The sequence below is a fragment of the Rhizobium sp. No.120 genome, from assembly GCF_054558365.1.
This window is the reverse complement of the sequence record NZ_BAAJNQ010000005.1, coordinates 188,421-209,791: the sequence shown is the minus strand read 5'-3', so window position 1 is coordinate 209,791 and position 21,371 is coordinate 188,421. Positions and strand designations below refer to the sequence as shown.

17 protein-coding genes and 1 pseudogene are annotated in these 21,371 nt (G+C 60.7%); 13 read left to right on the top strand and 5 right to left on the bottom strand.

Annotated features, from left to right (window positions below):
• Nucleotides 1-195 precede the first annotated feature (195 nt).
• From murA to ACYJRZ_RS17490, 13 genes and pseudogenes are all read left to right on the top strand, one after another.
• The gene (gene murA / locus ACYJRZ_RS17550; RefSeq protein WP_459460988.1) at nucleotides 196-1,452 is read left to right on the top strand and encodes a UDP-N-acetylglucosamine 1-carboxyvinyltransferase; all 1,257 of its coding nucleotides are present in this window, start codon (nucleotides 196-198) and stop codon (nucleotides 1,450-1,452) included.
• On the top strand, nucleotides 1,449-2,360 hold the full coding sequence (locus ACYJRZ_RS17545) for a glucosamine kinase nucleotide-binding domain-containing protein (RefSeq protein ID WP_459460986.1): 912 nt from the start codon (nucleotides 1,449-1,451) through the stop codon (nucleotides 2,358-2,360). Before murA ends, ACYJRZ_RS17545 begins: the two co-directional genes overlap by 4 nt.
• 251 nt (nucleotides 2,361-2,611) lie before the next feature.
• A complete protein-coding gene (murQ, locus tag ACYJRZ_RS17540; RefSeq protein WP_459460984.1) occupies nucleotides 2,612-3,535 on the top strand; it encodes an N-acetylmuramic acid 6-phosphate etherase in 924 nt (307 codons plus the stop codon).
• Between the two features lie 156 nt (nucleotides 3,536-3,691).
• A complete protein-coding gene (locus ACYJRZ_RS17535; RefSeq protein ID WP_459461267.1) occupies nucleotides 3,692-5,137 on the top strand; it encodes an ABC transporter substrate-binding protein in 1,446 nt (481 codons plus the stop codon).
• 124 nt (nucleotides 5,138-5,261) lie between these two features.
• Complete coding sequence (locus ACYJRZ_RS17530; RefSeq protein ID WP_459460982.1) at nucleotides 5,262-6,221, top strand: ABC transporter permease; 960 nt, start codon at nucleotides 5,262-5,264, stop codon at nucleotides 6,219-6,221.
• Complete coding sequence (locus ACYJRZ_RS17525; RefSeq protein ID WP_459460980.1) at nucleotides 6,221-7,060, top strand: ABC transporter permease; 840 nt, start codon at nucleotides 6,221-6,223, stop codon at nucleotides 7,058-7,060. Before ACYJRZ_RS17530 ends, ACYJRZ_RS17525 begins: the two co-directional genes overlap by 1 nt.
• Nucleotides 7,057-8,796, top strand: coding sequence for an ABC transporter ATP-binding protein (locus ACYJRZ_RS17520; RefSeq protein WP_459460978.1), 1,740 nt, complete (start codon nucleotides 7,057-7,059; stop codon nucleotides 8,794-8,796). The genes ACYJRZ_RS17525 and ACYJRZ_RS17520 overlap by 4 nt, the downstream gene beginning before the upstream one ends.
• 20 nt (nucleotides 8,797-8,816) lie before the next feature.
• On the top strand, nucleotides 8,817-9,836 hold the full coding sequence (locus ACYJRZ_RS17515) for a serine hydrolase domain-containing protein (RefSeq protein ID WP_459460976.1): 1,020 nt from the start codon (nucleotides 8,817-8,819) through the stop codon (nucleotides 9,834-9,836).
• A gap of 10 nt (nucleotides 9,837-9,846) precedes the next feature.
• Complete coding sequence (locus tag ACYJRZ_RS17510) at nucleotides 9,847-10,962, top strand: anhydro-N-acetylmuramic acid kinase (protein WP_459460974.1); 1,116 nt, start codon at nucleotides 9,847-9,849, stop codon at nucleotides 10,960-10,962.
• Between the two features lie 106 nt (nucleotides 10,963-11,068).
• A complete protein-coding gene (locus ACYJRZ_RS17505; protein ID WP_459460972.1) occupies nucleotides 11,069-12,019 on the top strand; it encodes a lytic transglycosylase domain-containing protein in 951 nt (316 codons plus the stop codon).
• A gap of 141 nt (nucleotides 12,020-12,160) precedes the next feature.
• The gene (locus tag ACYJRZ_RS17500; RefSeq protein WP_459460970.1) at nucleotides 12,161-14,431 is read left to right on the top strand and encodes an FdhF/YdeP family oxidoreductase; all 2,271 of its coding nucleotides are present in this window, start codon (nucleotides 12,161-12,163) and stop codon (nucleotides 14,429-14,431) included.
• A 74-nt stretch (nucleotides 14,432-14,505) separates the two neighbouring features.
• Nucleotides 14,506-14,754 carry a plasmid stabilization protein gene (locus tag ACYJRZ_RS17495; RefSeq protein ID WP_459460968.1) on the top strand — a complete coding sequence of 83 codons (249 nt, stop codon included), beginning with the start codon at nucleotides 14,506-14,508 and terminating at the stop codon, nucleotides 14,752-14,754.
• A pseudogene (locus ACYJRZ_RS17490) lies at nucleotides 14,751-15,163 on the top strand (PIN domain-containing protein). Before ACYJRZ_RS17495 ends, ACYJRZ_RS17490 begins: the two are co-directional and overlap by 4 nt.
• A 57-nt stretch (nucleotides 15,164-15,220) precedes the next feature.
• Here ACYJRZ_RS17490 and ACYJRZ_RS17485 read toward each other — a convergent pair.
• The 5 genes from ACYJRZ_RS17485 to ACYJRZ_RS17465 form a co-directional block, all read right to left on the bottom strand.
• A complete protein-coding gene (locus ACYJRZ_RS17485) occupies nucleotides 15,221-16,294 on the bottom strand; it encodes an ABC transporter ATP-binding protein (protein ID WP_459460966.1) in 1,074 nt (357 codons plus the stop codon).
• Between the two features lies 1 nt (nucleotide 16,295).
• Nucleotides 16,296-18,227 (bottom strand): glycoside hydrolase family 127 protein, encoded by a 1,932-nt coding sequence (locus ACYJRZ_RS17480; RefSeq protein ID WP_459460964.1) that lies wholly within the window; start codon nucleotides 18,225-18,227, stop codon nucleotides 16,296-16,298.
• Nucleotides 18,228-18,251: 24 nt separating this feature from the next.
• Nucleotides 18,252-19,115 carry a carbohydrate ABC transporter permease gene (locus ACYJRZ_RS17475; RefSeq protein ID WP_459460962.1) on the bottom strand — a complete coding sequence of 288 codons (864 nt, stop codon included), beginning with the start codon at nucleotides 19,113-19,115 and terminating at the stop codon, nucleotides 18,252-18,254.
• A complete protein-coding gene (locus tag ACYJRZ_RS17470) occupies nucleotides 19,112-20,029 on the bottom strand; it encodes a carbohydrate ABC transporter permease (protein ID WP_459460960.1) in 918 nt (305 codons plus the stop codon). Before ACYJRZ_RS17470 ends, ACYJRZ_RS17475 begins: the two co-directional genes overlap by 4 nt.
• 67 nt (nucleotides 20,030-20,096) lie before the next feature.
• Complete coding sequence (locus ACYJRZ_RS17465; protein WP_459460958.1) at nucleotides 20,097-21,335, bottom strand: ABC transporter substrate-binding protein; 1,239 nt, start codon at nucleotides 21,333-21,335, stop codon at nucleotides 20,097-20,099.
• Nucleotides 21,336-21,371 lie beyond the last annotated feature (36 nt).

Sequence of the window (21,371 nt, the reverse complement as noted above, 5' to 3'; positions counted from 1 at the left end):
CCACCGACACGAGCGCACCCAAAATAGCATCCGGTTCAAGCTCGGCAATCTCGCTTTGTGCGATCGGATGTTATCACAGCAGGTTGGAATAAAAAATTCCAAATCTGGTTGACACTCTGGAATGGCCGATTAGTCTTTGAAGGAGCGCGTGAAGGACTCGTGGCGTCCTTACCTTTTCCTCGACGGATTTTCATCATGGACAGACTTCGCATCTCCGGCGGCAGACGGTTGCAGGGCGCGGTGACCATCGCGGGTGCCAAGAACGCCGCCTTGCCGCAGATCGCCGCAGCCCTTTTGAGCCCGCATCCGCTGGAGCTCACGAACCTGCCCGCCGTCAGCGACGTCGAGAACATGCTCGGAGTTATTGCGCTGCACGGCGCCAAAATCACTCGCGGGCCGCATGTCACCACGATCGATGCGAGCGAGATCGTCTCGAAAGAGACGTCCTACGATACGGTCAGGCGCATGCGGGCGACCGTTCTTGTGCTGGCGCCGCTGCTAGCCCGCTTCGGCCATGCGCGTGTTTCCCTTCCGGGCGGCTGCGCCATCGGAGCCCGGCCCGTCGATATGCATATCAAGGCACTGGCGACTTTGGGCGCCGACATCGCGATCGAAAGCGGCCTGATCGTCGCCTCGGCGCCGAATGGGCTGAAGGGTGCGCGGATCGTGCTGAGTTCGCCATCCGTCGGCGCGACGGAAACGGCGATGATGGCCGCCTGTGCTGCCAAGGGCGAGACCGAAATCCTGAATGCTGCCCGCGAGCCGGAGGTGGCTGATCTCGCGGCCTGCCTTTGCGCCATGGGGGCGCGCATCGAAGGGGCGGGGACCCATCGCATCCTCATCGATGGTGACACCGACTGGCGTCCCGCCAAGCATCACGGCATTTCCGACCGCATCGAGGCCGGCACCTATGCAGTGGCGGCGGCGATCACCGGCGGCCAGCTCGAGCTCATTCATGCGCGGTTGGAAAATCTGGCTTCGGTCGTCCAGGCGCTCGAAGCCATGGGTGTCAGCGTCTGGCCCAGCGACCGAGGCCTCGTCGTCTCTAGAGACGGCCCGCTCAAGGGAACCGATATCACCACCGAACCCTATCCCGGCTTCCCGACGGATCTACAGGCACAGTTCATGGCTCTGGCCTGCTGTGCAGAAGGCGCATCGCTGATCCGGGAGACGGTATTCGAAAACCGTTTCATGCATGTACCGGAGCTGACGCGGCTCGGCGCCAACATCACCCTGCAGGGCACGACGGCACTGGTGCGCGGCGGTGCGCCGCTCAAGGGTGCGCAGGTGATGGCTACGGACCTCAGGGCGTCCGTGTCGCTGGTTCTCGCCGCCCTCGTGTCCAAGGGCGAAACCATCGTCAACCGCGTCTATCATCTTGATCGCGGCTATGAGCAGCTCGATCGCAAGCTGCGTCTCTGCGGCGCCGATATCGAACGGCTGACGTCATGACCGCCGCATTGGAAAACGCTCCCTATTTCCTCGGCATTGATGGCGGCGGCACCGGTTGCCGGGCGCGCATCGAGGATGCCCAAGGCACGGTTTTAGGGCAGGGATTGTCCGGGCCGGCAACGACCCGTCTTGGCATTCCCGAAGCATGGGCATCGATTTCGCGCGCCTTCGATGCAGCTATCGAGGAGGCGGGGCTCGCCGCCGCAGACATGGGCCGCATCCATGTCGGTGTCGGGTTGGCCGGGATCGGCCGCAGGGGCGCCCTTGCCGCACTGAAGGCGATCGAACACCCCTTTGCCAGTATCCACTTTATCAGCGACGGCGAGGGGGCCTGCCTCGGCGCGCATTCCGGTCGCGATGGTGCCATCGTCATTGCTGGGACGGGCTCGATCGGTCTCGGCCTCGTCGAAGGACGGCAATTGCGGGTCGGTGGCTATGGTTTTCCGATTTCGGATGAGGGTAGTGGCGCCTATCTCGGATTGAAGGCGGTGCAGCTTGGGCTGCGTGCCCATGACGGCCGCGAACAGAAGACCGCATTGCTGGCCGAAATCATGCAGCGCTTTCAGAACGATCCGATGGAGGCAGTCGCCTGGATGGACCGGGCATCGGCGACGGATTATGCGGCTCTCGCACCGATGGTCCTGCGCCATGCCGATCAGGGCGATGCCGTCGCACGGCGGATTGTGCAAAGTGCGGCCGGCCATGTCGATACGCTGGTTCGCACCCTGTTCGAAAAAGGTGCGCCGCGTGTCTGCTTGCTCGGCGGTCTCGCAAGTCCGCTCGAGCCTTGGCTTGCCCCCGATGTGCGCCGTCGCCTGAAGCCCATCGACGGTGACGCCGTATCCGGTGCGATCATTCTGGCAAGACGGGCAATTGCCAAAGCTAACGAGGGATCACTGGAGGGCTAAATTTCGCACGATCAAAATGGAATATTTTATTCCTTAATAGATTGACGAAAGGAATAATCAGAAATAGTGTTAACCAAGGTAAACAGGGAGTGGGTGGGGAGCGAAGCCGAAAAAGGCCGTCCGAGCCCAGGCTGATTTTGATCGGCCGTCTGACTGAAAGCCGATCCTTGCTGCGGTGTGTTCGATATTAAAGTGATCGAACTTGCCATTGCGAGTTATTGATATCGAAGCGTTATTTCGCGAGCAGGCCCATGACAGAGCAGACGTTGATATCCGAACTGGAGCAGTTGGTTTCCGAAGGGCGCAATCCGAATACGATGCATATCGATCTCTTGCCGACCTTCGATATCCTGCGTGAAATCAATTATGAAGATCAGACGGTGCCGGTCGCCGTCGAAAAAGTGATCCCGGCGATTGCCGCCGCCGTCAATCAGATCGTTGTTGCCTTCCAGAAGGGTGGCCGGCTGATCTATATGGGCGCCGGTACCAGCGGCCGTCTCGGCGTTCTCGACGCTTCTGAATGCCCGCCGACCTTCAGCGTGCCACCGGATATGGTCATAGGCCTGATCGCTGGCGGCCCCGATGCGCTGCGGCGCTCGATCGAGGGAGCGGAGGACGATCCGGCGCAGGGGCGCCAGGCGCTGGAAGAGATCAATCTGACCAAGGATGATGTGGTCGTCGGCATCGCCGTCAGCGGCCGCACGCCCTATGTGATCGGTGGCCTGAACTACGCCAAGAGCATTGGCGCCTTCACGGTCGCTCTATCGTGCAATCCGAATTCCATCATCGCCGGCATTGCCGATCTGGCGATCTCGCCCGTTGTTGGCCCGGAAATCCTGACCGGCTCGACACGGCTGAAATCCGGCACGGCGCAGAAACTCATCCTCAACATGCTGACGACGGCAAGCATGATCCGCATCGGCAAAAGCTATCAGAACCTGATGGTCGACGTCAGCGCCAGCAACAAGAAGCTGGTGGCGCGCGCCTCGCGCATCGTCATGCAGGCGACAGGCTGCACGCAGCAGGAAGCACGCCGCGTGCTCGATCTGACCGGCAATGACGTCAAGCTTGCCATTCTCATGGAAATTACCGGGATGGGCATTGAAGAAGCCCGCACGGCATTGCAAAACGCTGATGGATTCCTGCGCAAGGCCATCAACGCCAGGACTGCTTGAGACAACCATCGCGGCATGCCGCGACGGCAATCAATGGGCCAAAATCGGCCGGGGACATTTAAAAAATTTGGAGGACTGAAAGTGGAAGGGAATTTTGGAAAGAAGCTGATTTCGGGCGTGGCGCTGGCCGTGGGGATCGGTCTGGCGACGGTTGCAATGCCCGTGGAGGCAGCGACGTTGCGCATGGCATGGTCGCAGGACGCAACCGGCCTTGATCCGCATAAGCAGACCGCCTTCTCCTCCATCCGCCTGCTGGAACTGATCTATGAGCCGCTCGTTCGCCTCGATGGCAATCTGCAGATCGTGCCCGGTGTCGCCGAGAGCTGGCAGTTCTCGGCCGACGGCAAGCAGTTGACCTTCAAGCTCAACGCAAAAGCCAAATTCCAGAACGGCGCAGCTGTCACGTCGGCCGACGTCAAGGCCTCTTTCCAGCGCATTCTCGATCAGGCGACCGGCGCTGTCGCCCGCGCGAACTTCCTGTCGATCGCGAGCATCGATACGCCCGATGCCAATACCGTCGTTTTCAACCTGTCACAGCCCGACGTTCCGCTTCTGACGGCCATGACGAGCCTCAATGCTGCCGTCGTGCCGGCCAGCGAAATCACCGCCGGCACCATCGGCACGAAGGCGATCGGTTCCGGGCCTTTCAAGCTCGATAGTTGGGCTCCGAACTCCAAGGAAGTCTTGAGCGCCAATAAGGATTGGGCGGGCGGCGCGACCGGCGTCGATGGCATCAACATCAGCGTGCTGCCGGATGAAACCGCGATCCTTGCTTCCCTGCGCACCGGTCAGATCGATTTTGCGCTGCTGAACGATCCGCTCGTGGCAACGCTGGTGCCGAAGGAGCCGAAGCTGCAGCTCACCCGCACGCCGATCCTCTCCTACAACGTTCTGCAGCTCAATCCCTCACGCAAGCCGATGGATCAGCTGGCCGTGCGCCAGGCGATCTCATGCGCCATCGACCGCAAGGACGTGATGGATACGGCAGCGCTCGGCGAAGGCAAGGTGACGGGGCCACTGACGATGCCGCTCTATGCGACCGACCCCAGCAAGCTCTTCTGCTACACGCGCGATGTCGCCAAGGCGAAGAAGCTGATGGCCGATGCCGGCTTTGCCAACGGCTTTTCGGCGACTGTGATCGCCGCAACCGGCGAGCCGCCGACCGCCACGGCCGAGGCGCAGGTCATTCAGTCGCAGCTCGCCGAAATCGGCATCAAGCTCGACATCAAGGTGATGGAACTCAACGTCTATGTCGACACCTGGCTCAAGGGCAATTTCGACATGGCTGTCGCGCTCAATGGCGGCAGTGCCGACCCCTATTCGATGTACAACCGTTACTGGACCAAGACCGGCAACCTGCAGAAGGTCGCCAACTATATCGACGATACGCTCGACAGCCTGATGCAGAAGGGCCGCGCCGAGACCGATCCGGCCAAGCGCAAGGAAATCTTCGCCGAGTTCGAAAAGCATCTTGCCGAAGTCTCGCCCTGGATCTGGCTCTATACGGCCTACGGCTACACGGCCGAGCAGAAGAACGTCGAGGGTTTCGTTCCGACGCCGACCGGTTCACTGTTCGGTCTGAGCAAGGTCTCGATCAAGTAACGACGATCGGGAGCTAGAGCATTTTCCTTTCAAATGACGTCATGGAAGTGCTCTATCTCTTTGTTTTTACGCAATTTCTGCCGTAAGTTCACGTCTTAGCTGAAATTGCTCTAGAGGAACTATAATGTCGTATCTGACGCGCCGGCTGACGACATTCCCGCTGATCATGCTGGGTGTGTCCATCTTCGTCTTCGTCGCCATCCGGCTGGTGCCGGGCGATGCGATCACGGCGATGCTCGGAACCAATGCGGGCCTGCTGACGCCGGAACAGCGGCAGGCCCTTACTGCCTATTTCGGCATCGACCAGCCCTGGCCTGTCCAGTATTGGCATTGGCTGCTCGGCGTATTCCAGGGCAATCTGGGCATATCCGTTACCTATGGCAAGCCGGTGCTCGATATCATTCTGGAGCGCTTTCCGCTGACGCTCGAACTTGCCTTACTCTCCATGGTGATCGCGCTTGCCATCGGCCTGCCGGCAGGCGTCTTTGCCGCGACGCGAAATGAAAAACTGTCCGATCTTGCCGTGCGCATCGTCGCCATGATCGGGCAGTCGACGCCGAACTTCGTTCTCGGACTGCTGCTAATCTATGCCTTGTCGGCCGGCTTCGGCGTGCTGCCGACCATGGGTGCCTTCACCCCTCTTTGGGAAAACCCGCTCGAAAATCTCGGACAAATGATCCTGCCCGCATTGACGCTCGGTTTCGCCTTTGCTGCTTCGGTGACGCGTGTCGTGCGTTCCGCCATGCTCGATGTCTTGAGCGATGATTATGTGCGTACGGCCCGTAGCCGCGGCGTGCCGGCACGCGGTGTCGTCTGGCGGCATGCCCTGCCGAACGCATTGATCCCGGTTGTGACGCTGAGCGGCGTTGAATTCGGATACCTGCTCGGTGGTGCCGTGCTGGTCGAGCAGATCTATGCTCTGCCGGGGCTCGGGCGCATGGTGCTCGATGCCATCCTGCAGCGCGACTATGCGCTGGTACAGGGCAGCGTGCTGTTCATTGCCTTCAATTTCCTGATCGTCAATCTGCTTGTCGATCTCGCCTATGTCGCGCTCGATCCGCGCGTTCGACTGGGAGAAGGTTGATGCGCATCGTCAAAGCCATCTTCGGGCACATGAGCGGCCGGATCGGCGGTATCATCGTCTTGATCTACGTCCTGCTTGCCATCCTCGGTACGCTCGGTGTGACCCCGCACGATCCACTAACGCAGAATCGGATCGACAGGCTGCATGCGCCGAGCCTCACATACTGGATGGGCACGGACCTCTTCGGCCGCGACGTGGCAAGTCGTCTGATGCACGGTGTCGGAGAATCCTTCACCGTCGCCTTCTTCTCCGTTGCGGTTGCAACCTTTCTGGGCACGCTGCTTGGCCTGACGGCGGCCTGGTCCGGCAAGCGCTGGGATGGCGTCATCATGCGCACAATGGATGTGCTTTTAGCCTTCCCGGCGATTCTGCTAGCGCTCCTGATCATCGCCATCGTCGGGCCTGGCACCTGGACCAGCGTTGCCGCAATCGCGATCGTCTATACGCCGATCTTTACCCGCGTCGTTCGCGGCCCGGCCCTTTCGCTGAAAGGGCGCGATTTTGTCGATGCAGCCCGCACTTTCGGCAGCAGCCGTTTCTACATCCTGACGCGGCATCTGTTGCTCAATCTCGTCGCACCCTTGACCGTGCAGGTGACGCTGGCGCTTGCCTGGTCGCTGCTGACAGAGGCGGGGCTGAGCTTCCTCGGCCTGGGAACACAGCCACCGGCCTCCTCTTTGGGTCTGATGCTGAGCGACAGCCGCAATCTCATGGAGACGGCACCCTGGCTGCTGATCTTCCCCGGCGTGGCAATCATGATCTCTATTCTCGGCTTCAACCTGCTCGGCGATGCCCTGCGCGATATCCTTGATCCGAAGATGCGGAGGGCGACAGTATGACACCGCTTCTCTCCGTCTCCGATCTCAGCGTCGGCTTCGGGCGCAACCCTGAAGCCAATCCCATCGTGCGCGGCATCAGCTTCGATCTTGATGCCGGCGAAACCCTGGCGATCGTCGGCGAGAGCGGTTCGGGCAAGTCCGTAACAGCACTGTCAATCAATCGCCTTGTCGATTTCGGTGGCGGCCGGATTACCGGCGGCTCGATCCGCCTCAAGCGTGCCGACAACAGCATCCTCGATCTAACCAAGGCGAGCGAAGCGGAACTGACGAAGATCCGTGGTGCCGAGATCGGCATGATCTTCCAGGAGCCGATGACCTCTCTCAATCCGGTTCTGACCATCGGGACGCAGATCGAGGAATCCTTCCGGCTGCATCGCGGCCTAACCGGCAAGCAGGCGAAAGCAGCAGCCAGGGACGCCTTGGATCGCGTGCGCATTCCGGACGCGGCGCGGCGGTTGACCTATTGCCCGAACCAGCTTTCCGGCGGCATGCTCCAGCGCGTGATGATCGCAACGGCCCTTGCCTGCAATCCTCGTCTATTGATTGCCGATGAGCCTACGACGGCGCTCGATGTCACCGTGCAGGCGCAGATCATGGCACTGCTCGCCGAATTGAAGCGCGAGACCGGCATGTCGATGATCTTCATCACGCACGATATCGGCCTCGTTGCCGGCATTGCCGACAAGGTGATGGTGATGCAGGCTGGGGAGGCGGTTGAGCCGGGCGAGCTTAATCAAATCCTCGATCATCCAACCCATCCCTATACCCGCCATCTGCTGCATTCGGTTCCCCATTTTTCGTCCGGACAGGCGGCGCGCAGTGATTTCCATCGCAACGGGGCTGCATCCAGGCCCGCCCTGGAGGTGGAGGGGCTGACCGTCCGTTTTCCGGTCAAGGGCGGCCTCCTTCGGCGGTCGAGCGGCGCCGTTCATGCCGTCGAAGCCGTCGGTTTCGACCTGATGCCGGGCGAGACGCTGGCGATCGTCGGCGAGAGCGGATCGGGTAAATCCACCACAGCCCGTGCGATCCTCGGATTGGTGAAATCGACCCGCGGCACCTTTACGACGAATAGCGGCAAGGCGGCGGATCGCACCAGCGCGGTGCAAATGGTTTTCCAGAACCCATACGCTTCGCTCAATCCGAGACTGCGCATCGATAGCATTCTTGCCGAACCGGTGATCGCCGCGGGCGCGCGGGTTTCTGCCGGAACCCGCGAGCGTATGGTCATGCTGCTCAAGCGCGTGGGCTTGCCGGAAAATGCCCTGGAGCGCTATCCGCACGAATTTTCCGGCGGCCAGCGTCAGCGGCTTTGCATCGCGCGTGCCCTGATGCTCAATCCATCCGTGCTGGTGCTTGACGAAGCAGTTTCGGCACTTGACGTTTCCGTTCAGGCACAGGTTCTCGAATTGCTGATCGAACTCCAGCGCGAATACGGGCTCGCCTATCTGTTCATCTCGCACGACATGGCGGTTGTGGAGCGCATCGCCCATCGCATCGCAGTGATCTATGCCGGGCAAATCGTCGAGATCGGCGATGCCGCCTCGGTCTTGTCGGAACCCAAGCATTCCTATACCAGGCGGTTGATCGCGGCGGTTCCGACGGTAGCGCGGCGCAGGGAAGTCTTCACGCTCGACACCCGCCAGGTTCCGTCCCTGGTGCGCCCCTTGGGCTTCGAACCGGCCGTTCCTGAGTGGCGCCGCTTTGCGCCGGATCACATCGCGCTGGCAGAAGCCTGAGCGGGTCGAGGAGAGGCGAGATGGCCGTAGGGGGGAGCATGCAATTTCAGGAGCGTTTCGATCGGGCCTTCGCGCCGATCGAGCAATCGGTTGCGGCGGCGCGCATCCCTGGCGGTGTGCTTGGCATGGTCGATCTCGACGGTATCAGGCAGGTCCGCGCCGTCGGTTCGGCACAGAAGGTGCCTGATGTCAGACCGATGCTTCCAGATACCTGGTTCGACCTTGCATCCCTCACAAAAGTCATTTTCACCACGCCGCGTATTCTTGCTCTGGCAGAGGCCGGCACGATCGATCTCGATGCCCCCCTGACGACGCTTCTGCCTGACCTGCGTCAATACAGTGCCGAAGCATGGGAACGGAAGGTGACGTTCCGCCAATGCCTCGGTCATCAGACGCCGTTTCCGGCAGTCGAGCCTATCTACACCTATGGCCGCGATCCAGAGCTTCTGCGCGCCTTCATCCTGCAGCGCGAATGGCGCGCCGGTCTGCCCGTCTATTCCGATATCAACTTCATCCTGCTCGGCTTCGTGCTGGAGCGGCTGAATGGAAAGACAATCCGCGCCATGGATCCGGGATCGGGATTTGCCTTCTCCGCGCCGCCGGAATTGGCCGCAGCAACGGAGGACTGCACCTGGCGCCATCGCGTCCTGTCGGGCGAAGTCCATGACGACAACTGCTCCGCGCTGCAGGGTGCCGGTCATGCCGGGCTCTTTGGAACGGCTGACGCAATCCTCGATTTCGCCAAAGGCCTACTCGATGGTAGCGGCGCATCTGCACAGTCGATCGCCCTGATGCGCCAGCCGCTTTCGGCGACGCGCACCCATGGCTGGGAACGGCCCCATGACGGTTGGCACGGCGGCGCTCTCTGCTCGCTGGGCACGATCGGGCATACCGGCTTTACCGGTGTGGCCCTCTGGGTCGATTTCGAAAACGGCCGCGCCTGGACTTTGCTTACCAACCGCATCCATCCGACACGCCATTTCGACAGCGGCATCCTGGCGCTTCGTCAGACCGTCAGCGATCTCGTCAACGCAGCATAGGAGCCTGACCATGGAACCAATCTGGGCAGTCGGTCTGATGACCGGAACCGTCCTCGACGGCAATATCGACGTCGCCATGCTGAAGACGGATGGCGAGCGCGTCGAGGAATTCGGCCCCTATGTTCTGGCTCCTTATCCCAGCTGGATTCGCGAACTGCTGGAAGAGACGCTGCGGCAGGCGCGGGCGTGGAATTTCGGGGGACCCGAACCGGCGATCTTCAAGGCGGCCGAGGAAGCCTTGACGCGAGCCCAGTCGGAGGCGGTGAGGGAACTGGTCGAAGGGAACGGCATGACGATGGCCGATATCGGCGTCGTCGGTTTTCATGGCCAGACCGTCCTGCATCGCGCGCCGCAGAAGGACCGGCTGGGGCAGACGCGCCAACTTGGCGATGGCGAGTTGATGCGCTCTATTCTCGGCACCAAGGTCGCCTATGATTTCCGCTCGGCCGACATGCGCGCCGGTGGGCAGGGCGCGCCGCTTGCTGCCGCCTACCATACCGCGCTGCTCCGCGGGGCAGGTGCAGCAGGAGAGGCGGCCATTCTCAATCTCGGCGGCGTCGCCAATATCACCTGGTGGGATGGGGAGGGCAATTTCGTTGCTTTCGATACCGGTCCTGCCAATGCGCCACTCAACGATTTCATTAAGTCCCGCGGGCTCGGCGAAATGGACCGCGACGGCGCGCTTGGAGCTGCCGGCAAGGTCAATGAGGCTCGGCTTGAGCGGCTGCTGCAGCACCCCTATCTCACAGCACCCTATCCGAAGTCGCTGGATCGTTTCGATTTCGGCGCTTCCATGGCGGATGGCCTCAGCCCGGAAGATGGCGCCGCCACGCTTTCGGCCTTCACGGCAAGCGCCGTCGGCAAGGCTCTGGATCTGCTGCCGCGTAGGCCCACTAAGGTCGTCGTCAGCGGCGGCGGCCGGCACAATCCGACGATCATGTCGATGCTCAGGAGCCGGGCCGGCGTCGAGCCGATCTTTGCGGAGGATCTGGGCTGGCGCGGCGATGCTGTCGAGGCCGAGTGCTTTGCCTTTCTCGCCGTACGCGTTCTGCGCGGTCTGCCGATCAGCTTTCCGGGCACGACGGGCGTGCCGGCGCCGATGCGCGGCGGCCGCCTCGCGGAGTAACAGCCTGCGCGTTGGCTGTCGCGTGAGAGGTTTTCGCTTCCGTCCATCGATGATATGAAGAGGCCGCGAATTTGCGATCGGTTGGTCTCGGACGGATATCGCTTAAATGGCAGGCAGGCATTATCGGGCAGGCTTCGTCGGCATCATCGTCGCTTTTGCGATCGCATTTGCCATTAACGGTGCTGCTTTCAGACCTGCGAGAGCCCAACCGGAATGGAGTGTCGCACCACCTGTTTGCATTTCCGGACCGCTGACGACGGAGACGGGTCAAACGCTGTGCCTGCGCAAGGACAGCTACAATCGCGATCTCTGCACGGCCATCGAATATTTCGCTCACAACAATCATCTGCCGCCGGACTATCTCGCGCGGCTCGTCTGGCGCGAAAGCCTGTTTCGCTCCGATGCCGTCAGTCCCAAAGGCGCGCGCGGTATCGCGCAGTTCATGCCGGGAACGGCGAAGCTGCGCGGTGTCCGCGACAGCTACGATGCGCTCGAAGCGCTCGGCAAGGCGGCGACCTATCTCGATGAGTTGCGTGACCGTTTCGGCAATCTTGGTCTTGCCGCCGCTGCTTATAATGCCGGCGAGGGCGGTCTTGCCAATTTCCTGAATTCCGGCGGGCTTCCGTATGAGACGCGCAGCTATGTGAGCGCGATCACTGCTCACAGTGTCGAAGAATGGCGCGATGATCCCCCAGATATCGCAGCTCCCGTGCTGGATAAGAGCAAGCCGTTCGTCGATTCCTGCGTCGCGCTTGCTCAGAGCCGGCGCCTGAAACCGACGCCCTTGGAGCAGGAGCGGCCCTGGGCGCCCTGGGGCGCGCAATTGGCCGAACATTTTCAGGTGGATGCCGCTCGCCGTCTGTTTGCCGCAAATATCCGGAAGCTGCCGTCTCCGCTGAATGCCGAAAAGCCCTTGATCGTGCGTCAGCGCAATGCCGATTTCGGCCGCCGCGTCCGCTATGCGGCGCGCATTCCTAGACAAACGCGGGAGGAGGCGGATGCCGTTTGCACGCAAGTCCGGCAGCAGGGCGGCTCCTGCCTGGTCTTCAAGAACTAACGCAACGCATAGCTCTATCACGCTTGGTGATTGTTCGATTTTCTATTGCTTGATTGTGCTTTACTCCCTGGTGTCGCAAGCCTATTCCTTGTAGGCCCGACCTTTGGGAGGAAGCCGTTTGGGTAGCCAAAGGAGCGTATCATGACGCAGAAGCGTGAAGTCCCCGGTATTCGTCCTTACAATAGCCCCGCTGGCGGTTGGGGGGCGCTGAAAGCCACCGCCAAGGCGGTTCGCGACCAGATGGATGTCACCGAGGCGCCTGGTCTTCTTCTGCGTACCAACAAGCCCACAGGTTTCGATTGTCCCGGCTGCGCGTGGCCCGACAAGGAGCACACCTCCACTTTCCAATTCTGCGAAAACGGCGCCAAGGCCGTCACCTGGGAAGCGACGAACAAGCGCGTGACGCCCGAGTTCTTCGCCGAACACACGGTAAGCGAACTTCTGACTTGGAGCGATTATGAGCTGGAAAATGCCGGCCGGTTGACCCATCCGATGGTCTATGACCGCGCATCCGATACCTACCGACCGATTGCCTGGGAAGACGCCTTTGCCCGCATCGGCGAGGTTATGCGCAGCCAGCCCGATCCGGATATGGTCGAATTCTATACGTCGGGCCGTGCTTCCAACGAGGCGGCCTTCCTCTTTCAGATCTTTGCCCGCGAATACGGCACCAACAATTTTCCCGATTGTTCGAACATGTGCCACGAGGCGACCAGCGTCGGTCTGCCGCAATCGATCGGCATCGGCAAGGGCACCGTCTCGCTCGACGACTTCGACGAGTGCGATCTGATCATCTCCATGGGGCATAATCCCGGCACCAATCATCCGCGCATGATGGGCACGCTGCACGAATGCTCGCGTCGAGGCGTGCCGATCATTGTCTTCAATCCCTTGAAGGAGCGGGCGCTGGAGCGTTTTGCCGATCCGCAAGATCCAATCGAGATGGGAACCTTCAGCTCGACCCGGATCGCGTCGTCCTATTATCAGGTGAAGATCGGCGGCGACGCCGCCGCGCTCAAGGGCATCATGAAAGCGGTTCTGGCGCTGGCCGAAACCTCACCTGACGTTCTCGATCATGCCTTTATCGCTGAACACACCACCGGCTTCGACGCCCTTGTTGCCGATATCAACCAGACGGAGTGGACCGATATCGAGCGAGTTTCTGGTCTGGCCCGCGCTGATCTGGAGCGAGTAGCGGAGATCTATGGCAAGTCGAAGGCAACGATCGTCACCTATGGCATGGGTATCACGCAGCATGCCAAGGGGACGGCGAATGTCCAGCAGATCGCCAATCTCCTGCTGCTGCGCGGCAATTTCGGCAGGCCGGGTGCCGGCATCTGCCCACTGCGCGGCCATTCCAACGTGCAGGGCAATCGCACAGTCGGGATTACCGAGAAGCCCACTCCTGCATTGATCGAGGGCATCGAACGTGCCTTTGGTTTCACCGCGCCGGCGCATCATGGTCACGATGCCGTTGCCGCCATGCAGGCGATGGCGGAAGGACGCTCCAAAGTGCTCATCTGCCTCGGCGGCAATTTCTCGATCGCGCTTCCCGATCCGGACCTATGTGCCGAGGCTATGCGCAAGCTCGATCTCGCCGTCCATATGAACACCAAGCTCAATCGCTCCAATCTGCTTGTTGGCAAGGAATCCTTCCTGTTTCCCGTACTTGGCCGTACCGAGCAAGATGTTCAGGCAACCGGCGCGCAATCTGTGACGATCGAGGATTCCATGTCGATGGTGCATGCCTCGCGCGGCCGGCTGAAGCCGGCCTCCGACCAGCTGCGTTCGGAACCTGCGATCGTCGCGGGAATAGCGCAGGCAACCCTGCCGAACAGCAAGGTCGCCTGGATGGAGCTCATCACTGACTACGATCTGATCCGCGACAAGATCGAGGTGGTCTATCCGGATTTCGCCGACTATAACGTGCGCATCCGCGTGCCAGGTGGCTTTCGCCTTCCCATCGGGCCGACCGAGCGCGTCTGGAAGACGCCTTCCGGCAAGGCGGAATTCAAGCTGTTTTCCGGCCTCAACGAAGATATTTCGCTCTCGGATGGGACTATCCTCAAGCTGGCAACGATCCGCAGCCACGACCAGTACAACACGACGATCTATGGTCTCGACGACCGCTATCGTGGCGTCTTCGGCCGCCGTGACGTCCTGTTCATGAACGATAGGGATTTGAAGGCGAAAGGGCTGGAACACGGTGATCTCGTCGAGATCGAGACCGCACTTCCCTCAGGCGGCAAGCGGCTCTTGAAGCTGACGGCGATTTCCTACGATATTGCCGAGGGCTCCGTTGCCGCCTATTACCCGGAAGCAAATTGCCTGATCCCGATCGATTATCAGGACAAGGAAAGCGGCACGCCGTCGTATAAGTCCGTTCCGGTGCGGGTCAGCAAGGCGGCATAGTTTCCTTTCTGCCGCCTAGCCGTCTTCTGCCATCTTGATGGCTGACTATATTTTGGTGTGAACAGGAGACAGACATGGCTGAACCACAACTATCCGTTCGCAGTGCTAGAGCACGTGACCTCGCTCATCGCCTCGCGCGGCGTGAAAACCGGATGATCGCCGATGTCGTCGAGCGAGCGTTGGAAACCTATGAGATTCGAGAGGCTGGTCGCGAACCCGCATCGTCTTTCTATGCTCGAATGGCTATGAGCGATAATAACGACATTGACCTTGAATCTTTCATTCGCGAGGGGCGTCAACTCAATCACGGCATTGATCTGTGATATTTCTGGACACAAACGTCATCTCGGAGACTTTCCGGAAGCAGCCCGAGGAAGCCGTGCTCCCATGGCTTTGTCGCTATGATGCGGAGATAGCACTCTCGACCGTCGCTATTGCTGAAATCGCTTTGGTATTCAAAAGATTGTTCTCGACCAGCGAGCTGCGCGGCTTGAGCAGAGATTGTCTGAATGGCGGCATCGTTTCGCGGATCGGATCTTCGGCCTTACCGAAGAAGCCGCACTGGACTACGGCGAGCTAATGGGTGCGGCGAAAAGGCAGGGACGGCCGATGTCGACGGCGGGTGGCATGATTGCAGCCATCGCCCGCGTAAATGGCGGACGTTTGGCCACTCGCAATCTGTCCGACTTCCGTGACACTGGGCTGGATCTGATATCTCCTTGGGAATTCTAGTCCGCTTGCAATGGTGACGAACCTTTCTGGCATATGTGCGGTTGTTCGAGGAGACAGCTACCGCAGCCGTTTTCCCTGCTTGTCGAAATAGCGCCGACGTTCAGGCGGGCAATGCAGATGGAGCGTGTCGCCGCGCTCGATTTCCGGCCCGTCGCGATATTCGGCGATCATCGCCTGGCCGTCCTCTGTCTGGCAGTAGAGATAGCGGGTGCCGCCCAGATATTCGGTGACGTCGACCGTGACCCGCACGGCATCGTCGGCATTTGACGCGACGACGAAATGTTCGGGGCGCATGCCAAGCAGGATCTTTTCGCCCGCCGATGGCTTGGTCCGTGCAAGGTCGACTTTGATGCTGCCGTTTCCGACCTTCGCCGTCCCTTCGTTCGTCCAGGTGGCTTCGATCATGTTCATCCTCGGCGAGCCGATAAAGCCGGCCACGAAACTGTTGGCTGGATCCTCATAGACCTCGCGCGGACTGCCGACCTGCTCGATCCGGCCGTCCCGCAGCACGACGATCCTGTCGGCGAGCGTCATGGCTTCGGTCTGGTCGTGGGTGACATAGATCATCGTATTGCCGAGTTCGCGATGCAGCCGGGCGATTTCGATGCGCATGGAGACGCGAAGTTCCGCGTCGAGATTGGAGAGCGGCTCGTCGAAGAGAAAGACATCCGGTTCGCGAACAATGGCGCGGCCGATGGCGACACGCTGGCGCTGACCGCCGGAAAGCTGTCCCGGCCGCCGGTCCAATAGATGGTCGATCTTGAGGATCGCCGCGGCGGAGCGCACGCGTCTTTCGATTTCGGATGCGTCGGTCCGGGCCATTTTCAGCCCGAAACCGAGATTGTCGCGTACGCTCATATGCGGATAGAGCGCATAGGACTGGAACACCATGGCGATGCCGCGCTCGGATGGGTCGAGATCGGTGACGTCTAGGCCTTTGATGGCGATCTCGCCGTCGGTCACTTCCTCCAGCCCGGCAATCATGCGCAGAAGCGTGGACTTGCCGCAGCCGGAGGGGCCGACAAAGACGACGAAAGCGCCTTCCGGTATGTCGAGATCGATGCCGTGGATGACCTCCAGCCCGCCGAAACTCTTGCGGACGCCGGTCAGGCGCATGCCGTTCTTCGTCATGTCAGGCTCCGCGCTCCAACTGATCGGCGCGGATCCAGACCAGCATCTCGCCCGGATCGCGATTGTCCCAGAGATGGTAGGGGACGAAACGCGCGGTGGAGGCAGTCCTTTTCGGGGGTGTCATTCGATAGAGATCGGAGCCCCAGTCGGCCTCATCGCGCATGACCGCAACATCGAGCGCGACCGCACCCTCCAGTGCGGCAATTTCCGTTGTCTTCGCGGTGGCCGGATCACTCGAAAGCGAAATGCCATTGAGTTCATGGCCATTGTCGGTGGTTTCGACGCAATAGACGAGCGGACCTCGCATCAGGGCAGCACGCCCGGCATCCTGGCGGACTTTCGGATTGGCAAACAGCGTGCGCGGGATCAGCGGAAGGGTGAGGTCGACGCTGTCGCCGGCTTGCCACTCGCGCTCGATGCGGGCATAGCCATCGACGATGGTCGCTGCCAAATCGACCGGTGCGCCATTGATTGCGAGTGTCGCACCCTCGGCCCATTCGGGGATGCGCAGCGATAGTGCGAATTTGGCATTGCGATCTGGATTGACCTCGAAGCGAATGGCGCCGTCCCAGGGGTAGCGCGTCGTCTGGGAAAGCTGCACGGTCACGCCGCCAGCGAGTGGCACACGGGCCTTGCTCTCGCCGTAGAGGTGGACGGCGATCTCATTGTCGGCGGCTGCATACATATAGGAGCCGACGGAAGCGAGCAGGCGTGCGATATTGGGCGGGCAGCAGGGGCAATGGTGCCAGGTCCAGCGGTGATGCTTGCCGGCGCTCTCCAGCGGATTTTCGTAGAAGAAGGTCTTGCCGTCCTGCGACAAGCCTGCCATCGCGCCGTTATAGAGCGCCACTTCCATGATGTCGGCATAACGGCGGTTCGGTCCGCGGCCGAGCATGCGGTTGGCCCAGAAGACCAGACCGACGGAGGCGCAGGTCTCGGCATAGGCGCTCTCGTTCGGCAGGTCGTAATAATCGGTAAAGCCCTCGTTCGAGGCAGCCGGCCCGATGCCGCCGGTCACATACATCTGCTTGGTCGTCAGGTCGTCCCAAAGCGTCTCGAGTGCTGCAGTCAGTGTATCGTCGTTATATTCCGTGGCGATATCGGCCATACCGGAATAGAGATACATGGCGCGCACGGCATGGCCGACGACCTTAGTCTGTTGGCGTACCGGCAGATGCGACTGACTGTATTCGTAGGTTTTCTGCACGAAGTTCTTCGGGTCGCGGCCGTCGCGAAGCGCCTCCTCGGTGAAGAAATGCGGTTCTTGGCCGCGCTCATCGATGAAGTATTTGGCGAGATCGAGATACTTCTTCTCACCGGTGGCGCGGCCGAGCTTGACGAGGGCGAGCTCGACCTCTTCATGGCCGCAATAGCCGCGTAGCTGGCCTTCGCCATGGCCGAAAACGGTGATCATGTAGTCGGCAAAACGGCTCATGATATCGAGTAGCTTGCGCTTGCCCGTTGCCTGATAATAAGCGACGGCCGCCTCGATCAGATGGCCGGCGCAATAGAGTTCGTGATGATCGCGCAGGTTGGTCCAGCGGCGGCCCGGCTGGACGCGCTGGAACCAGGCGTTCAGATAGCCATCTTCCTGCTGCAGCTTTTCATACATGTCGATGATGGCGTCCGCTCGCGCTTCCAGTTCGGCATTGGGGCGGCGATAGAGCGAATAGGCGATGGTTTCGATCGACTTGCCGAGATCACTGTCCCAGAACATCTGCGTCGAGCCCGACCAGATTTGCAAAGGAATGACGATGCCGGGGCTTGGCTGGTCCACGTCGATGGCCTTGATCATGCCGGCCTCGACGCAGCGGTCGAGCAGCGTTGCCGCGGTGGAATTACAGATGGCATCTTGGCGGGCACCGAAAAGGCCAGCGAGTTCGACATTCGGAACGGGCAGAGGGCGAAACTGGCGGCTTTCTTTGTCAGACATGGCTTTGATCCGTTGTTGAAAGGGTTATTTCACCGCGCCGGCCATCAGCCCGCGCATGTAGTAGCGTTGCAGAAGCAGAAAGACGATGACGCAGGGGATGGTCATGACAGCGATGCCGGCCTGGACCGCGCCCCAGTTGACGGCGCCAAGCCGACCGGTCCTGACGGCAATCATCAGCACCGGCAGGGTGAATTTCTCGTTGCTCGACAGGAGCACCAATGCGGCCAGAAATTCGTTCCAAGAATTGAGGAAGGCGAAGATCGCAACGGTCGCGACACCCGGTAGCACCAAGGGAAAGAGGACACGAAAGAGAAGTTTCAAATCGCGTGCGCCGTCGATGCGTGCTGCTTCCTCGATTTCCTTCGGCACGGCGTCGAAGGCGTTGCGCATCATGAAGACCGAGAAGGGAAGCTGCAGTGTCACATAGACGAGCGTCAGCCCGATCAGGGAATTGTTGAGCCCGAGCCTTGCCAGGATGATGAAGAGCGGCGTCAGGATCGACTGGAAAGGGATCATCAGCGTCGCGATGATCAGGATGAAGAGCGCGCCCTTAAAGGGGAAATGATAGCGTGAGAAGCCGTAGCCGGCGAGCAGGCTGACGATGACGGTCAGAAGCACGGTTGCGACCGAGACGAAAAGCGAGTTCAGCGTGTGCTGAATGACCCCGGCGCCGAAGCCATCGAGTGAGCGATAGGCGTCGAAACTGAAGCCGGTCGTCGGCCATGGCGGCAAGGGCGGAAGGCTGGCTTCGGTTCCATGCCGGAATGACGACAGCAGTGCGATGGCGAACGGCGCGAAGAAGAAGATGACAATGACGACGCCGATGCCGTGATAGCCGATGCCATGCAAGAGCTTGCGCCTTGCGCGGCGTTCCTTTGCCGTGGTCATGGCTTGTCCTCCCCGACGCGTAGCAGCCAGAGCTGGACGATGCTGATCAGCACCAGAATGACGAGAAGCGCGATCGAGAGCGCCGCGCCATAGCCGAGGTTGAAGGACACGAAAGACTGGTTGAAGATGTAATAGACGACCGAAATCATGCGGTTCTGCGGGCCGCCTGATGTCATGATGTAGAATTGGTCGAAGGCAAGCACCGAGCCCGTGATCGAGATGATCAGCGCGAGCGCGATCGTGCGGCGCATCAGCGGCAGGGTCACGTGCCGGAAGCGCTGCCAGCGTTTCGCGCCGTCGATGCGGGCCGCCTCGGTCAGTTCGGAGGGGATTGCCTGCAGGCCTGTCAGCAGGATTATCATGGTAAAGCCGGCGATCTTCCAGACCACCATGACGATGATCGTTGCAAATGCCATGTCGAAATCGGCAAGCAGGTTCGGCCTCTTGTCGACGAGGCCAAGCGCCAGGGCGACCGGTGCGAAGAAGCCGGCGTCAACATTGGCGAGCCAGACCCAGAGCAGCGACGCCGTTGCAAGCCCGACGACGACGGGAAGGAAGATGATCGTTCGGTAGAAGCCGACGAACGGCCGGTGCTTCTCGACGAAGAAGGCGAGCGGGAAGGCGACGGCGAAGATCGCAATGGTGACGATGACGGTGTAATAGGCGGTGAAGCGCAGAGCCGCCATGAAGCGCATGTCGGAGACTATGCGGATATAATTGCCGAAGCCGATCCAGCGGGGATTGCCGAGCAATGGCCAGTTGTGGAAGCTCATCCAAAAGGTAAAGACCACCGGCAGGACGAAGAAGATCAAGACCAGCGCCATGGCCGGCGCGATATAGAGAAACCCGTGCCAGCTGGCACGCTTTCGCCGTTTTCGCGGACGCGCGGTTGCGATAGCTCCAGGGCCAGCCATGGAATGCTCCCGATATTTCGATGGAGGGACCGGGGAGCGTCGAAGCTCCCCCGGCGTTCATGCTTGATTATTGTTGGGCGTTGTCGATGATCGACTGCATTTCCGATTGGGCATTGGAGAATGCGCCATCGACATCGCTTCCGAAGATGGCTGCGTTGGTGAAGCCGGCCCAGGGACCGTTGGCGCTGTTGATCAGGTCGTTGAACTGCAGCGTATAGGGCGTCTTGGCGACGGCGATCGCTTTCAGCCCGACCTGCATACGGGGATCGAGACCCTGAAGCACCTGGTCGGCGATATCACCGCGCGTCGGGAGGCTGCCGTATTTCGCCATGATCTTCTGCCCCTCGAGCGAATAGGTGTATTCGAGGAATTTCTTCACGGCATCGAGCTTCTTCGTGCCCTTGGAGATGACGAAATTGTCGCCGCCGGCAAAGGAGGACGGCTTGCCATCGATGCCGGGGATCAGCGTCACGCCGAAGTGGATATCGGGATATTGCGTGATCAGCGTGCCGATCGAAAAGGCGCCGATGCTCTGCTGGCCGATCTTGCCGTTGCTGATGCTGAGGAAGTTGGCGCCGGTGTCGCTTGCGGCTCCCGCCGGCACCAGATCCTTCTTCACCAAATTGCGGTAGATGTCGACCGCCTTGCGCATTTGCGGCGTGTCGAGCGTCGCCTTCTTGCCGTCTTCCGAGAGAATGTCGGCGCCGGCACCCCAGACGAGCGGCGTGAAGGTGAAGATCATGCACCCGCCGCAGCCGCCGCCGGAGAAGTAGAAGCCGTAGGTATCGCTGCCGAGCGCGCGGATCTTCTCGGCATTGCTCGTGATCTCGTCCCAGCTGGTCGGCGCCTTTTCAGGGTCGAGGCCCGCCTTTTTGTAGAGATCCTTGTTCCACGCAAAGACCGACGTCTCCACGGAGAGTGGCAGGCCATAGATGTGACCGTCATAGGTGCCGAGCTTCACATGCGAGGGCGACAGCGAATTGAAATAGGTTAGGCTCTTGGCCCAGTCCGTCAGATCCTCGAGTTGGCCGGCGGCGGCAAAGGCCGGTGTATAGATCAGGTCCATCGACAGGGCGTCGGGCGCCTGGCCGCCGGCAATGGCCGTCGCATATTTCTGCACGAGTTCGGCAAAAGGCACTTCCGTCAGCGTGACCTTGTCGTCATGGCCGGCATTATAGGCCTCGACGACCTTCTTGAAGGAATCGCCAATGCCGCTTCGCACCCACATGGAGATGTTTTCGGCGGATGCGGCGGATGCAAGGCACAAGGATATAAGGCCGGTTGCGGCCAGAAATCGCTTCATCATGTTCTCCTCCCATGGGGCTACTCCCATCAGCCCCTT